General features: G+C 48.9%; 15 protein-coding genes. 6 read left to right on the top strand and 9 right to left on the bottom strand.

Translation table 11 applies throughout. The annotated features are described in order from the left end of the window. The 6 genes from LDL35_RS08930 to LDL35_RS08905 all read right to left on the bottom strand — a co-directional run. Nucleotides 1-701 (bottom strand): response regulator (locus LDL35_RS08930; protein ID WP_304021882.1); only part of this gene is annotated, 701 nt, incomplete at its 3' end. Between the two features lie 73 nt (nt 702-774). Further along, a complete protein-coding gene (locus LDL35_RS08925) occupies nt 775-1,662 on the bottom strand; it encodes a thiamine pyrophosphate-dependent enzyme (protein ID WP_304021880.1) in 888 nt (295 codons plus the stop codon). A gap of 1 nt (nt 1,663) precedes the next feature. Continuing rightward, nucleotides 1,664-2,824 carry a transketolase C-terminal domain-containing protein gene (locus tag LDL35_RS08920; protein WP_304021877.1) on the bottom strand — a complete coding sequence of 387 codons (1,161 nt, stop codon included), beginning with the start codon at nt 2,822-2,824 and terminating at the stop codon, nt 1,664-1,666. Next, complete coding sequence (locus LDL35_RS08915; protein WP_304021874.1) at nt 2,825-3,082, bottom strand: 4Fe-4S binding protein; 258 nt, start codon at nt 3,080-3,082, stop codon at nt 2,825-2,827. A gap of 2 nt (nt 3,083-3,084) precedes the next feature. After that, nucleotides 3,085-3,627 (bottom strand): pyruvate ferredoxin oxidoreductase subunit gamma, encoded by a 543-nt coding sequence (locus LDL35_RS08910; RefSeq protein WP_304021871.1) that lies wholly within the window; start codon nt 3,625-3,627, stop codon nt 3,085-3,087. 40 nt (nt 3,628-3,667) lie between these two features. Further along, nucleotides 3,668-4,543 (bottom strand): methanogenesis marker 12 protein, encoded by an 876-nt coding sequence (locus LDL35_RS08905; protein ID WP_304021868.1) that lies wholly within the window; start codon nt 4,541-4,543, stop codon nt 3,668-3,670. 43 nt (nt 4,544-4,586) lie between these two features. Here LDL35_RS08905 and LDL35_RS08900 point away from each other — a divergent pair, with 43 nt between their 5' ends. Continuing rightward, a complete protein-coding gene (locus tag LDL35_RS08900; protein WP_304021866.1) occupies nt 4,587-5,513 on the top strand; it encodes an NAD-dependent epimerase/dehydratase family protein in 927 nt (308 codons plus the stop codon). A gap of 1 nt (nt 5,514) precedes the next feature. After that, nucleotides 5,515-6,672 (top strand): cofactor-independent phosphoglycerate mutase, encoded by a 1,158-nt coding sequence (locus tag LDL35_RS08895; RefSeq protein ID WP_304021863.1) that lies wholly within the window; start codon nt 5,515-5,517, stop codon nt 6,670-6,672. Nucleotides 6,673-6,676: 4 nt separating this feature from the next. On the opposite strand, the gene LDL35_RS08890 is transcribed toward LDL35_RS08895, so the two are convergent. Further along, complete coding sequence (locus tag LDL35_RS08890; protein ID WP_304021860.1) at nt 6,677-7,591, bottom strand: DUF368 domain-containing protein; 915 nt, start codon at nt 7,589-7,591, stop codon at nt 6,677-6,679. A 132-nt stretch (nt 7,592-7,723) separates the two neighbouring features. On the opposite strand from LDL35_RS08890, the gene LDL35_RS08885 reads away from it, so the two are divergent. Together LDL35_RS08885 and mch are read left to right on the top strand one after the other, a co-directional pair. Then, nucleotides 7,724-8,848: an ORC1-type DNA replication protein gene (locus LDL35_RS08885; protein WP_304021857.1), complete on the top strand. Its 1,125-nt coding sequence runs from the start codon at nt 7,724-7,726 to the stop codon at nt 8,846-8,848. A gap of 78 nt (nt 8,849-8,926) precedes the next feature. Continuing rightward, complete coding sequence (gene mch / locus LDL35_RS08880; RefSeq protein ID WP_304021854.1) at nt 8,927-9,874, top strand: methenyltetrahydromethanopterin cyclohydrolase; 948 nt, start codon at nt 8,927-8,929, stop codon at nt 9,872-9,874. 46 nt (nt 9,875-9,920) lie between these two features. Here the strand turns inward: mch and LDL35_RS08875 are convergent, their stop codons facing one another. Next, nucleotides 9,921-10,112, bottom strand: coding sequence for a DUF1858 domain-containing protein (locus tag LDL35_RS08875; protein ID WP_011447493.1), 192 nt, complete (start codon nt 10,110-10,112; stop codon nt 9,921-9,923). 130 nt (nt 10,113-10,242) lie between these two features. Between LDL35_RS08875 and LDL35_RS08870 the strand changes: the two genes are divergently transcribed. Together LDL35_RS08870 and LDL35_RS08865 are read left to right on the top strand one after the other, a co-directional pair. After that, nucleotides 10,243-10,965 (top strand): sugar phosphate isomerase/epimerase, encoded by a 723-nt coding sequence (locus tag LDL35_RS08870; RefSeq protein WP_304021849.1) that lies wholly within the window; start codon nt 10,243-10,245, stop codon nt 10,963-10,965. 4 nt (nt 10,966-10,969) lie between these two features. Further along, on the top strand, nt 10,970-11,764 hold the full coding sequence (locus LDL35_RS08865; protein WP_304021847.1) for an exodeoxyribonuclease III: 795 nt from the start codon (nt 10,970-10,972) through the stop codon (nt 11,762-11,764). A 9-nt stretch (nt 11,765-11,773) separates the two neighbouring features. Here LDL35_RS08865 and LDL35_RS08860 read toward each other — a convergent pair. Next, the coding region (locus LDL35_RS08860; RefSeq protein ID WP_304021845.1) for a PAS domain S-box protein at nt 11,774-13,809 on the bottom strand (2,036 nt) is incomplete at its 5' end.

The following is a 13,809-nucleotide window of genomic DNA, read 5'->3' as shown; positions in this document are numbered from 1 at the left end:
ATAAGCATATATGGACAATCGGTGTGATCCATCCCCATAGCACTGAGAAGTTCTGCAAAGAGAACGCAAAGCATAGCTTTCGTCTTCTCTCCCTCATCATCCCACCAGGTGATAAGATCCGGCCCTTCAGCCCCGCTTTCATCCCGATGACTGCAGGGATCTCCGATGAATGCCCCTGCCGCCCCGGTTACCTGACCTAATTCTCCAAGAGTGGTCTTCATCTCTGCATAGAAATTCTCTCCCTTGAGGAGACGTCCGGCAGTTCTTCCGATCACCTCCAGGATCAGGTCTTTTCTCTGGATAGCGGCCTCTGCCCGTGCTTTCTCTACGAGGATGGTAATCTTGTGGGAAAGGTCCAGCACCTGGATTTCAAGGTCTTCAGCCTTATTCTGGTAAAAATCTGCACCGGAATTCAACGCCTCTATTGCTGTTTCCTTGCTGTCGTTGCCGGTGAGCATAATGAACGGAAGATTTGGGAATCTCTCCCTGATATGCCGCAGAAGGGTGATCCCATCCATGTCAGGCATATCAAAATCAGAGATAACCACCTGAATGTCATGGGTATCCAGGTAGTCAAGTGCATCCTGACCATCCAGACATACATGTACGGTGAATAATCCGGTCTCCTCCAGATAGAACTGGAAGATATTGGAGAGCTCCCGATTGTCATCAACAAAGAGTACGGGGATTATCGCGATCACCGTTCAGATTGGTACGCATCTACCTGTAGCCTATATAAGGTTTAGGTATCAGATATGGAAGATGAAAAAAGAATTAGATCTTGAGGTCAATACCGAATTTTTCTGCATTTGCATCGGCTATTGCCTGAATTTTTGCTATCTCTTCAGTATTGACGGAGGGTTTGAAGAGATGAGCAAACCGTTTCTGAACACGAAGATACTCTTCGACCGGTTTTCGTTTGACCTTCTTGGCCTTCTCAATCTTCCCATTGACGATCTCATAATTGACCCAGAGACCGGTCTCGATTGCCAGCTTGCCAAGGTCAATGGTCTTTGATCCGTCAAATCCCCAGCCGGTGCAGCAGGGGGTGTGGATCTGAATATAGCACGGCCCGTCAGTGTTTACTGCCCGTTCCACCTTCTTGATGACATCATTCGGGTATGCAATCGAACAGGTTGCAACATACGGGGCCCCATGTGCGGCAAGAATCTGAGGCATATCCTTCTTTGGCCTGGAATTTCCAAAGCTCTTCTTTCCGGCCGGAGAGGTGGTGGTACTGGCATCAAAGGGGGTTGCACCAGACCGCTGGATTCCCGTATTCATGTATGCCTCGTTATCATAGCAGATGTAAGTGATATTATGGCCTCGTTCAAAGGCTCCGCTGATACAGAGGATCCCAATATCAAAGGTTGCTCCATCTCCACAGATACACAGGACATGCTCATCCCGGCCCTGACGCTTTAAGGCAGCCTCAACACCGGATGCAACCGCTGCAGTATTCTGGAAGAGAGAATGAATCCAGGGGACTTTCCATGCCGTCTGGGGATAGGGAGTTGAAAAGACTTCCATACATCCGGTTGAAGCACAAACAATGGATCGCTCACCTGCTCCTTTGAGAATTAACCTGGCTGCAAATGCAGGACCACAGCCACCACAGGCACGGTGCCCTGAGTCTACCAGTTCTAGGGTTCTGTCAGCCATCTCAGATCAGCTCCTCACGAAGGCCGAAGAAACAATCACCATTTCCAGCCTCAATTGCATCGGTCATCTTTTTAATATCCTCAATTCTGATATCCCGTCCGCCAAGTCCTGCGACATAACTTATAACCTGCACTGAAGAATCAGAGAGGGCGTCCTTGATCTCATATCCGACGGCTCCCTTCATCCGTGACCCGATTGAGACATTCTTCTCAAACACACCGACTTTCCTGATACCGGCAAGGGCCTTTTTGATATCCTCTGCTGGGAATGGGCGGAAGGCACGGATCTTGAGAAGACCTACCTTTCTTCCCTCTGCCCGCATTGCATCGATGGCATCCTTAATAGTTCCACATACTGATCCCATGGCAACGATGGCAACCTCTGCATCATCCAGCCGGTATGCTTCGACAAGTTCACTGTAGTCACGGCCGAATTTTTCCTTGAACTCTTTTCCTGCCTGCTTTATAACGTTAAGAGCACGGCCCATCGCCTGGTCTATCTCGTATCTGAACTCCATGTAATATTCAGGAGTTGCGTACATCCCCATGCTCAGTGGATCATCAGCATCCAGTTTATTGAACGGAACATAGGGTGGAAGATATGCAAGAACATCCTTCTCTTCCGGAATATCAACCGGCTCATAGGTGTGAGATATGATAAACCCGTCAAAGCAGACAAAGACCGGCAGAAGGATACGATGATCTTCTGCGACCTTGTACGCAAGAAGATGCAGGTCAAAAGTCTCCTGTACATCCTCTGCATAGAGCTGAATCCAGCCTGAGTCACGAAGACAGAGAGAGTCCTGCTGATCATTCCAGATGGAGAGCGGGGCACTGACGGCACGGTTTGCAATCGACATGACAATTGGCTGTCTCATACCGGCAACATTGAAGACAACTTCTGCCATGAACAAGAGACCTTGTGATGAGGTCGCCGAGTACACCCGTGATCCTGCTGCTGATGCTCCGAGACATGCTGAAAGTGCGGAAAATTCGCTGTCGACGCAGATATATTCGCTTTCCAGGACACCATCAGCTACCATCTCTGCAAGCCGCTCCACGATATGGGTCTGAGGAGTGATCGGGTATGCAGATATGACTTCAGGTTTTACCAGCCTGACTGCTTCTGCTACTGCATGGGAGCCTTCGAGAATTGCTTTCATTTATTTCTCCTCCGTTTCCATGGTGATGGCTTTTGCCGGGCATTCCTGGGCACACAGCCCACACCCTTTACAGAAATCATAGTCAGGATTGAATTGTTTATCACCAGTCAGGATACATCCTTCCGGACAGACCAGCTGGCACATTCCGCATGAGGTACATTTGTCATGATCAAAAACCGGGCGGAAGACACGCCATGATCCGGTCTTGTTCTCCCGTGCCTGACCAGGAGCTGCTGCACATCCGATACGAAGTGCCATATTTATGCACCTCCCTTGATCAGCTCATATGCCTTCCGGCTGGCTGCCACATTCTTGTCTGCCAGAGTGCCGGAGAACCGCTCACGGACTGCCTCTTCCAGTGCTTCCAGACTGATCTCCCCGGACGCTGCAGCAAAGGCTCCCATCAACGTGGTGTTTGTAATTGGAACACCAAGAACCTCAAGTGCAAGTTTGGTTGCATCAATCGGTATATACCTGACACCTTCCGGTATGGTGCCATGAATATCTCCACCGGTATTAATGAGGATAATGCCCCCCTTCTTCATGCCGGAGAAGACATTTACATCCTTGATCAGGGTACTGTCCTGCACAATGACATAGTCCGGTTCATATACCTGGCTTCTGAGCCGGATCTTTTCATCCGAGAACCTGACAAAAGCCTGGACCGGGGCACCCCGCCTTTCGACTCCGAATGCCGGAAAGGCTTGTGAAAATACTCCGCTCTTAAAGGCTGCAACGGCGATCAGTTCGGCTGCAGTCACCGACCCCTGACCACCTCTCCCATGGATCCTCAACTCTCTCAAGAATATTCCCAGAATATTTTACACGATTAATCATATAAAATTACAGTCTGACCGGGATGCCGAGAATTTGTGTGACATTTTTAGAGAATACGGCTTCTGCAATCCTTGAGAGTCCCTTTGCCGCCGTCCACTCATCCAGTACGAGCAGATCACAGGAGAGCAGACGGGCGATCTCATCTGCTACCGACCCGGCCCTGCTTCCGCATAACGCGACTGGTGCATCAGGAGCTAAAAGCCGCAGGGATGCACATTCCATGGCAGCAAACATCGCAAGAGCAGCCTCACGGTCAGGATCATCCAGGCTGTCCCGGACACCGGCATGTAAAAACGCATCGTTCGCCGTCATCTGCCCGGCATCTATTGCCCGGATGGCATCAAGATCCAAAGCGCCATGTACCCAGCCAGGAGCAAACAGACAGGCATCAAATCCGCCGACGATCCGGTAATCCTGAATCAGAAGAGTGACGGTATTGGAACTGATATCTGAAACGATGCAGGTAGGGCCGAGTTGACATACAACCTCATATGCGAGGCCTATCTTCTCAGGACTTGCCTGATGGGAGTAAACTTTGAACCTGGGATCCGTAGGTGAACCACGATGCAGACCAGGTACTGCAACCGCCGGAATGCCACTCTCCCTGATCACATCAAATACCCTGGTCCCGCCTCCGGTATGCTCTCCTGCTCCCTCACGACTGACAAGACCACGGTTTTTCAGCTGTGCAACCGGAGTGATGTCTGAAAAATTATCACCCATCGAATAGGTAACCGCAAACCCTTCTATCTTCTCCCCTTCGGTCAGGTGCGAAAGGTCAGAGAGTTGAAACGAAACTGCGTCAGCTCTTGGGATTTTATACACCTTCTCCCCTCCGGCAAAACGCATCGCAGTGGTTCCATGATCGATCCCGACAAACATTGCTGTTATACATTTAGGTAGAAGGAAAGGGATATGAGTATGGATGCGCAGTATAGTGACCGGCGGTGCCGGGTTTATCGGGTCACACCTGGTAGACTTTCTGGTCAGTGCCGGTGACGACGTAATAGTCATAGACTCCCTGATTTCCGGTGATCTGAACTCAATAAAAAGCCATCTTGATGAGAAACGAGTCACTCTGGTAAGCGCAGATCTCCTCTCTGATTCATGGCAGGAATACCTCTCTGGTGCTGACCGGGTATATCACCTCGCAGCAGATCCTGATGTGCGGGAGAGTTCGGTCGCACCTGAAAAACAGCTGAATAATACGATCATCGCAACTCACCGCGTTCTTGAAGCGATGAGAAAGGCATGTGTCCCGGAGATCGTCTTTACCTCAACATCCACCGTGTATGGAGAGGCATCAGTCATCCCGACTCCGGAGTCGTACACTCCGATGGAACCGGTCTCAGTCTACGGGGCATCAAAACTTGCCTGTGAGGCACTCATATCTGCATACTGTCACAGTTTTTCCATGCGATCATGGATATTCAGGTTTGCAAATATCATTGGTGCACGATCAGGCCATGGTGTCATCACCGACTTTATCAGAAAACTAAGAGAAAACCCTCATGAACTTGAGATCCTGGGAGACGGAAAACAGACAAAGTCATACCTTGAGGTCAGGGAATGTATCAGAGCCATCATGTATGTGGTCGGTCATACCCGTGATCCGGTCAATACCTTCAATATCGGATCAGAGGACTGGATATCAGTCACCGAGATAGCTGATATCCTCTCAGGCGAGATGGGACTTTCACCACAGTATCACTATACCGGCGGAAGCAGGGGATGGATCGGTGATGTGCCAAAGATGCAGCTTGATATCAGCAGACTCAAGAATCTTGGATATGTTCCTGATATCACAAGCAGAGAGAGTGTCAGAATAGCCGTCCGGGCAGCCCTGGAGTAATATGAAAGAGAAATATTGTATCGTTCTCGGCGATGGGATGGCAGATGAGCCGCTTGCAGAGCTCTCAGGATTGACTCCGCTTGAAGCGGCTCATACCCCGAATATGGATTATATTGCCCGTGAAGGCGCCATGGGGCTCTTACAGACCGTACCTGACGGGTTTGCACCCGGGAGTGATATCGCAAATCTGTCTGTGCTCGGGTACGATCCCGCCGTCTGTTATACCGGCAGGGGGGCTTTGGAAGCTGCCAGTATGGGAATTTCTCTTGGGGATGATGATGTTGCATACCGGTGCAACCTTGTTACCATTGATAATGCCATCCTCGATGACTTTAACGCAGGCCATATCACCAGTGAGGAAGGGGCACAGCTTCTTGCCTCCCTGAACAATCATCTGTCAGGAATGGTCTGTCATCCGGGTATCAGCTACCGTAATCTTCTCATCGTACCCGGAGGTCAGGGCTGTGAGTCAACACCGCCCCATGATATCACCGGCCAGCCAATCAGGGATTATCTTCCCAAAGGGCCTGATGCTGAGAGGCTGCTTGAAGCGATGAGAATCAGCACAGAAGTCTTTGCCACCCACCCGGTAAACCTGGATCGGATCAAACGAGGAAAGAAACCGGCTACCTCCATCTGGCCATGGTCAGGAGGGAAGCGTCCGGAGATGAGATCATTTCAGGTGTTGACAGGGCTTTCCGGAGGGATCATTTCGGCGGTGGATCTTCTGAACGGGATCGGGACCTATGCAGGTATGGAGATAATAAAGGTCCCCGGAGCAACCGGGTTTATCGATACCGATTACCAGGCAAAGGCCAGATATGCCATTGAGGCTTTGAAAAGACTTGACTTTCTCTTCATCCATGTCGAGGCTCCGGATGAGGCAGGACATATGGGAAGTGTTGAGGAGAAGGTAAAGGCTATCGAGCGGGTGGATGAGATGATTGGCACCATCATGAAGGATTTTAATGGCAGGATTGCGGTTCTTCCGGATCACCCGACACCAATCAGGATAAAAACCCATACCGCCGAACCTGTGCCTTTTGCAATCCTTGGAAAGGACAAAGACGATACAACCCGGTTTTCAGAGAAGGAAGGGGCGAAAGGGATGTATGGTCTGCTTGCCGGTACCGATCTTATCCACCTTCTTATCTCCTGATTCCTTAATTTTTCTGATTTTTCTTCTTCATCGCGGTCTGTACATACTGAAACAGGGCAACGACCAGTATTCCAACGATGATACTGACCAGTAGGTCCAGCCCGGGCGGGGTGGATTCAGAGGCCCGGTCAAAGAGCAACTTTGATGATCCAAGCATCAGACCGGTCAGAATGGCAACGATGAGGTCATGGTAATATTTGAGCAGATACTTTAAAAGCCTGGTAAATGTCAGAATACCGATGATACCTCCTGCAAGATATGCTCCGATATCAGGAAGTGCCAGGGTTTTTACGGCATGGAGCATGTATTCATACTGGTTCATCAGAAGCGTTATATAAGCACCGGAGATTCCAGGGAGGATCATGGCACACAGGGCGATAAATCCCGTGACAAACAGGATAGGATATGAATGACCAAGAGCAGCAGGATTAAGCATCACAATCCCGAGGCCAAGGATAATCCCTAAGATGAGAAAGATAAAACTCCCCGGATACCGGCCAGGCAGGGGAACAAAGAGCAGGACTGATGATGCGAGGATCAGACCAAAGAAAAATCCGTTTGTCTGGACAGGATATTCCTGAAGCAGCCAGAGCATGACCCGAGATATCAGGAGAAATGCAGAACCGATACCTGATGCAAGGACGATGAGAAAAACTACGTCCATCTCTTCAAGTCTGGCCCTGAATGATGCAAGGTCCCATCTGATAAGATCCCGGATGATGACTGGTGAGATATGGGCAACTGCCGCTATCAGCCGGCCATATATACCGGTAATGAATGCGACTGTTCCTCCTGATACCCCGGGGATGATATCGCACATACCCATGAGAAGGCCTTTTACAAATATTGGCAGATATTCAGTGAGAAATGTTCTGATATGCATACGTGCCCATATTATTCTTTCTTCAGCTATTTCCATGTACTGAAGTTCAGATCTGCATGAGGGAGAAAATGTTCGGGAACTCATGAAAGGAACGAAATATTTTTGTTTTTACGCCTGCATCTATGAAGTGCAAGTGTTATCTGAGCAAATCAGATACAGGAAAAGCGGATGACCCTGAAGAATATGCTGATGTGGGATGAGACCCTGTTTCGGGATCCGGACGTTTTTGAGATAGATTACATCCCCGATCAGTTCAATTACCGTGAGTCTCAGATGCGTGAACTGGCTTTTCTCCTCCGGCCGGGGATCAAAGGATCACGGCCGCTCAACGCCACTATAAAAGGCACGCCCGGAACCGGAAAAACCACCTCAATAAAGAAGATCTTTGCAGATATCGGCGAGATAAAGTCAAAAATGATACCGGTTCATATCAACTGCCAGGTGGAGAACACACGGTTTATGATCCTCTCCCAGATATACCGGCAGATAGCAGGGCATAACCCCTCCGCTGCAGGTAACTCCTATAAACGGGTCTTTGAATCCATCGCAGATATTCTGCTTACCGAGGACCGGGTACTTCTTGTTGCCCTTGATGATGCGAATTACCTCCTTTTCGAGAATGAACTCAACAATATCCTGTACCTGCTCCTCAGGTCACATGAAACATATCCGGGCACCAGAATAGGGGTCATGGTCATCATATCTGACATGGATGTGGACCTCTCCCGCGAGCTTGACATCAGGGTTACGTCAGTATTTTCACCGACCGAGGTCTATTTCCCGCCATACTCTGTCACAGAGACATTTCAGATCTTAAAAGAGCGGGTCCTGCAAGGGTTGTATCCCGGCGTCCTCTCTGACAAGAACCTGGATCTTATCGTGGATCATACCCTGCGATCAGGGGACATGCGGGTTGGCATTGATATGATCAAGCGGGCGGGTCTGAATGCAGAGAAGGAGGCAGTGCGGGAGATCAGCGAGGAGCATATTCATGAGGCATATAAGATTTCCCGGTTCCTGCACCTTAAATATTCCATACAGGCCCTGCGTCGGGAAGAGAAGGATCTCCTGCGTCTCCTTGTTGATTTATCCAGAAAGGATGAACAGCTGACTTCCGGTCAGGTTTATACCATTGTAAAAAAGAAACTCAAACTCGGATATACGATTTATTACGAAGCGTTACGAAAACTGGACACACTCCGCCTCATTAACCTTGAATTCAGAGATGGACGAGGGAGGACGCGCCTTATTAATCTTCGCTACGATCCTGATAAAATCCTGTTCTATCTATAAAAATCCCCCGAAGGGCTAAAACGAAGAGTTCAATACCGCAGCATCAGAGATGTATTGGTACTCCACGGGGGTTCGAACATGATTAGCGTTAATGAATTAGCACTTGAGATATTCGATAATCTTGCGAACTATTCAGAAGATTTCAATGTCGCATACCATGAACTTGACAACGGCGCAAAGATAGTTGACTGTGGTGTGTCAGTTCCTGGCGGGTATGCAGCAGGACGGGCTTTTACTGAGATCTGTATGGGGGGTCTTGGAGAGGTCAATTTCAGAATGGGTCAGATAAAGCATGTTCCCATGCCATTCATCGAGGTCTCCACCGACTACCCGGCAATCTCATGTCTGGGTGCACAAAAGGCAGGATGGACCGTTAAGGCAGGCAACTATTTTGCCATGGGATCAGGCCCGGCACGTGCACTTGCCCTAAAGCCAAAACACACCTATGAAGTCATCGGGTACGAAGACGAGAGTGACGATGCAGTCATTGCCCTTGAGTCTGACCACCTTCCCAATGGCGAAGTTATGGAGAAGATCGCAAAGGACTGTGGCATTGATGTAGAGAACCTCTGTGCCGTCGTTGCACCAACCGCATCACTGGTTGGATCCATTCAGGTCTGTGGCCGGTGTGTTGAGACCGCCGTATACAAACTGAATGAACTCGGGTTTGATACAAGAAAGATAACAGCAGCAATAGGAACAGCTCCTATCCCACCGGTGAAGGCTGACGCAACCAAGGCCATGGGAACGACCAATGACGCTACCATCTATCATGGTCAGATAAGCCTTACCATGAAGGCCCCCGATATTGTCGACTTCCTTGAGAAGATACCAAGCAACAAATCAAAAGGTTATGGAAAGCCCTTCTACGAGATCTTCAAGGAAGCAAACTTTGACTTTTACCAGATCGACACATCACTCTTCTCTCCGGCAGAAGTTACCATCAACGAACTGACCGAAGGAAAGGTGTATCATGTCGGTGAAGTAAATCCGGATGTGACCTTAAAGTCATTCGGATATATCTAATTTTTTTCCGTTTGAACGTAATTTAAAAAAAGAATTTAAAAAAGAATTATGCGGAGATTCCAAGAGCGGACATCAGCTCTTCGAGTGGAATCCCATGTGCTGCGGCTGCTTCTGCAACGGTCTCTCCCCTGCTGATAGCACAACCGACACAGCCCATCCCAAACCGGGCAAATATCGCACCTGCATCAGGTTTTTCCTGCAGTACTTCAAGGATTGTAGAATCTTTGGACAATGCCATATGCTCTAAGGTACGATAGGTCACGAATAAAAGGATAACGATCTTTCCTGATTGAACCAGAATTGAGTACTATAAAAGGATCCTTTACCATATATTACAACAGAACGGCACAACAAGCCCTGATGATACCATGCTCTGGATTTCAACCACCTGTATGCGGGAGACACCGCTTGACATCGCCCTTGAAAGTCTTGGTTCCCTGACACGGGGCATTGAGATTGTTGACGGCGGTGTTCATCGCATCCCGGCCGTCAGTCTTCTTGAATCATTTCCGTATAAGTACATGATACGGCTGCCACAACGGGATATTAACCCGGCGAGTATACATGAACCGATCAGGCAGGCAGCGGTGGCTGTCATCACCGAGAGGTTTGAGTTTGCCTCGGAGATTGGAGCAGAAGTTGTTGTTGATCCAGGGTTTGTTACATCACCGGCAGATAAAGCCCATGCAAAACGACAACTGGCCCGATCCTGTGTGGATATCATCAGGGCCGCTGATGAATTTGGTATTCGGTTTTTATTCAGGAACATGGGAAGACGGGAAGGGAACATGGTCAGGTATCCTGAAGACCTTAATCTCATCACCCAGGTCCCTCTGGCCCTAGATATCGGACATGCCCATGTGAACGGATGTCTCCCAAGATTTCTCCATGAAGCAGCCAGCCGGTGCCTGTATCTGTATGACTGCAGGGAGTTTTCCGAAGAACATCTTGAGATTGGCAGGGGATCCATTCACTTTGAACAGGTAGCGGCAAGCATGTTTGCAAACGGTGCGAGAGGGGTGATCGATGCCCCGACATTCAGGGCAGCCCATAACAGCCTGATTGCGCTTCGACGGTTTGGAATCGGGTAAAATAATGACGAAATACACAATCTATTCATGGAATGTGAATGGGCTCAGGGCTATAAGCGGGAAAGAAGTGCTCCCCGGAGTTCTGTTTCCCGGACTGCCGGCTCATGAGAATATCGACATCCTCTGTATACAGGAGACAAAGGCAGATGCCCATTCCTTAAAACCTGATATCACCCGTATCCCGGATTACTTCTTCTACATCAATCCTGCTGAACGAAAAGGATACAGCGGGGTTGCGATGTACTCCAGGACCGAACCCGAATCAATCGAACTGGGAGGGCTATCTCCCGAGTTTGATACAGAAGGCCGGATTATTACCGCCCGGTTTCCTGATTTTGTTCTGATAAATGTCTACTTCCCGAACGGCGGGGCATCAGATGAACGACTTGCATTCAAACTCAGGTTCTATGATGCATTTTTAGAGAAAATCAAGGCCATGGATGCCGCCGGAGAGCGTGTCATCTTCTGTGGTGACGTCAATACCGCCCATACACCAATCGACCTTGCACGGCCCAAAGAGAATGAGCAGGTATCAGGGTTTCTTCCCATAGAGCGGGAGTGGATTGACCGGGTCATCGCTGCCGGATTTTATGACAGTTTCAGGTTGTTTTCTGATGAAGGGAACCAGTACAGCTGGTGGGATTATAAGAGCAGGGCACGGACACGGAATGTTGGCTGGAGAATAGATTATTTCTTTGTCAATAGTAAAGCAAAACCCTTCATTACCGGTGTAGGGATCAGAAATGATATCATGGGCTCAGATCACTGCCCGGTCACCCTTACCCTTGAGTTCCCCTAAAAGAACCAACTATTTTTGAGAGTCCTTTACAGAGATGCCATAATGGCGGCGGAGGAAATCCCTGATACTCTCCGATTCTATCCACCCTTTATCCAGCTGATCGACGATCTGGTTGACCTTTGCTATCTGGCTTGCGATGTGATGAGCATATTCCCCGCCTTGCAGATCATTATATCCAGCAATTATCTGCAGGGGATTTCTGATATGATCATTGAGGATTGCAAACTGCTCAATATATTTCTCAATGGCGATGAGAGCTTTCTTCTTTGCCTCCTCGTTGGCCCGCATCTCGCTGATGTCTGAAACAATGCCGACGGTCTTAATCTGCTGGAAATTGGCATTGTACAGGGCAACCGCCTTGATTATCCAGGTCTGATACTGACCGTTCCGGTGCTTGATCCGCAGCTCTTCAGTGATCGGATCTCCGGTCAGCACATGGTGGATAAAGGCTCCTTTTACCTTCCCGATATCCTCTTCATGGATCAGAGTTGTCCATCCGGTCAGGGTACTGACCCTGGCAGGGGAATCCAGACCCAGCCATTTCTCAATATCACCAAACCATAATATCTGGTCTGACTTCTGATCGTACTCAAATATAAGGTCAGTAGCGATATGGGATGCTATCTTAAACCGTTCCTCACTGATTCGTATGGCTTCTTCCGCTGCTTTCTGGGTTGAAAAGTCTTCAAAGGTTTCAATAGCCCCAATGGTCACTCCTTTGTCATCGACCAGCCGTGCAGAAGTACACATGATCCATTTTCCTGCTTCACCGATATGAGGGAAGAAATCAATGACTTCATATGCTCCGGGAACAGTTGGGGACGGTGAATAGAGATCTGAATACCACTCATCAAGGAGCACATCAACCTCATCACCGACCATCAGATCACAGAGCATCGGACGCTCCTCTCCCGGATAGAGGAGATGACCATGTTCATCCGTCCCGACAAGGTCATTTACTTCACGCTCAAAGAGCATGGCCAATGCCTGGTTAACAGAGAGAACCTTATGATCCGGGCCGATAACCAGAGTCGCCAAGGGCAGACCGTCCAGCACCATACGAAGATACTCTTCCCGCTCCCTTATCTGTTTCAGGTAATTTTCCCGTGTGGTAATGTCGTGAATGACACCGGCAATCCGGGTAATACTCTTCGTGTCATCCGGAACCGGAGTCAGGGAGAGTTCATAATGCCTTGTATTTTCATCCGGGGCAGCCTCAAGATGAAGCGTGACTGACTGTTTCTCATATATTGTCTGATGGATGGCATGCCGTATCTTTTCAGATGCGTCTGGTGAAAAAAGTCCGGATGCTTCCTTGAAGAGATCAGTTCCATCACTCCAGCCGGTCAGGTCCCTGCATGATTTATTCACCTCGATTATGGTCCCCCTGGTGTCAGATAAAAAAATCCCCTCAGGGATGGCATCAATAAGCGTCGTCATGACCATACGCCCGGTTGCAAGCTCATGAGCCAGCCATTTCTCTTCAGAGAGATCGGTCAGCGTAAGAATAATATCTTCACCCTTCTGCGAGTACCCTGTCAGTACCACAGGTACCGGAAATCCGTCCTTTCGTTTCAGAACCAGTTCACGGGTCGTATCTGAATGACCGTTTTTCAGGCACTGCTCAAGAAACCCACGAAGGTCAGAACCATCAATGGCATACTCATAAAGTGAATTCCCTTTTAAAGACACCGCCTTTCTGTCCAGAACATTCACGGCATATGGGTTTGCATAGACAATCGTACCGCTCCGGTCGATCTTAATCACTCCCGTATCAATAGCAGAAAGGAGCCGACGGTAAGACTCTTCCCGGTCATGAAGGTTTTGAGAAAGCAGGGCAATGACAAAACCGATGAAGATGATGATCAGGCACCGGAGGATGACATCAGAATCAAGCACTGAATGATGACTAAAGTATTCAAGGCCGATGTATCCGCAGATTATACCAAACGTGAAGATAATACCGGGTTTTGGAAACCTCCAGCAGGCAAGAATAACCGGAATATAGAAAAGATGTGAGATGACGGTATGGATATTGTGTGATA

It is taken from the genome of Methanospirillum hungatei (assembly GCF_020216685.1).
GTDB classification, from domain to species: domain Archaea; phylum Halobacteriota; class Methanomicrobia; order Methanomicrobiales; family Methanospirillaceae; genus Methanospirillum; species Methanospirillum hungatei_B.
The sequence above is the reverse complement of the archived record's forward strand: the minus strand, read 5'-3'. Positions and strand labels throughout refer to the sequence as shown.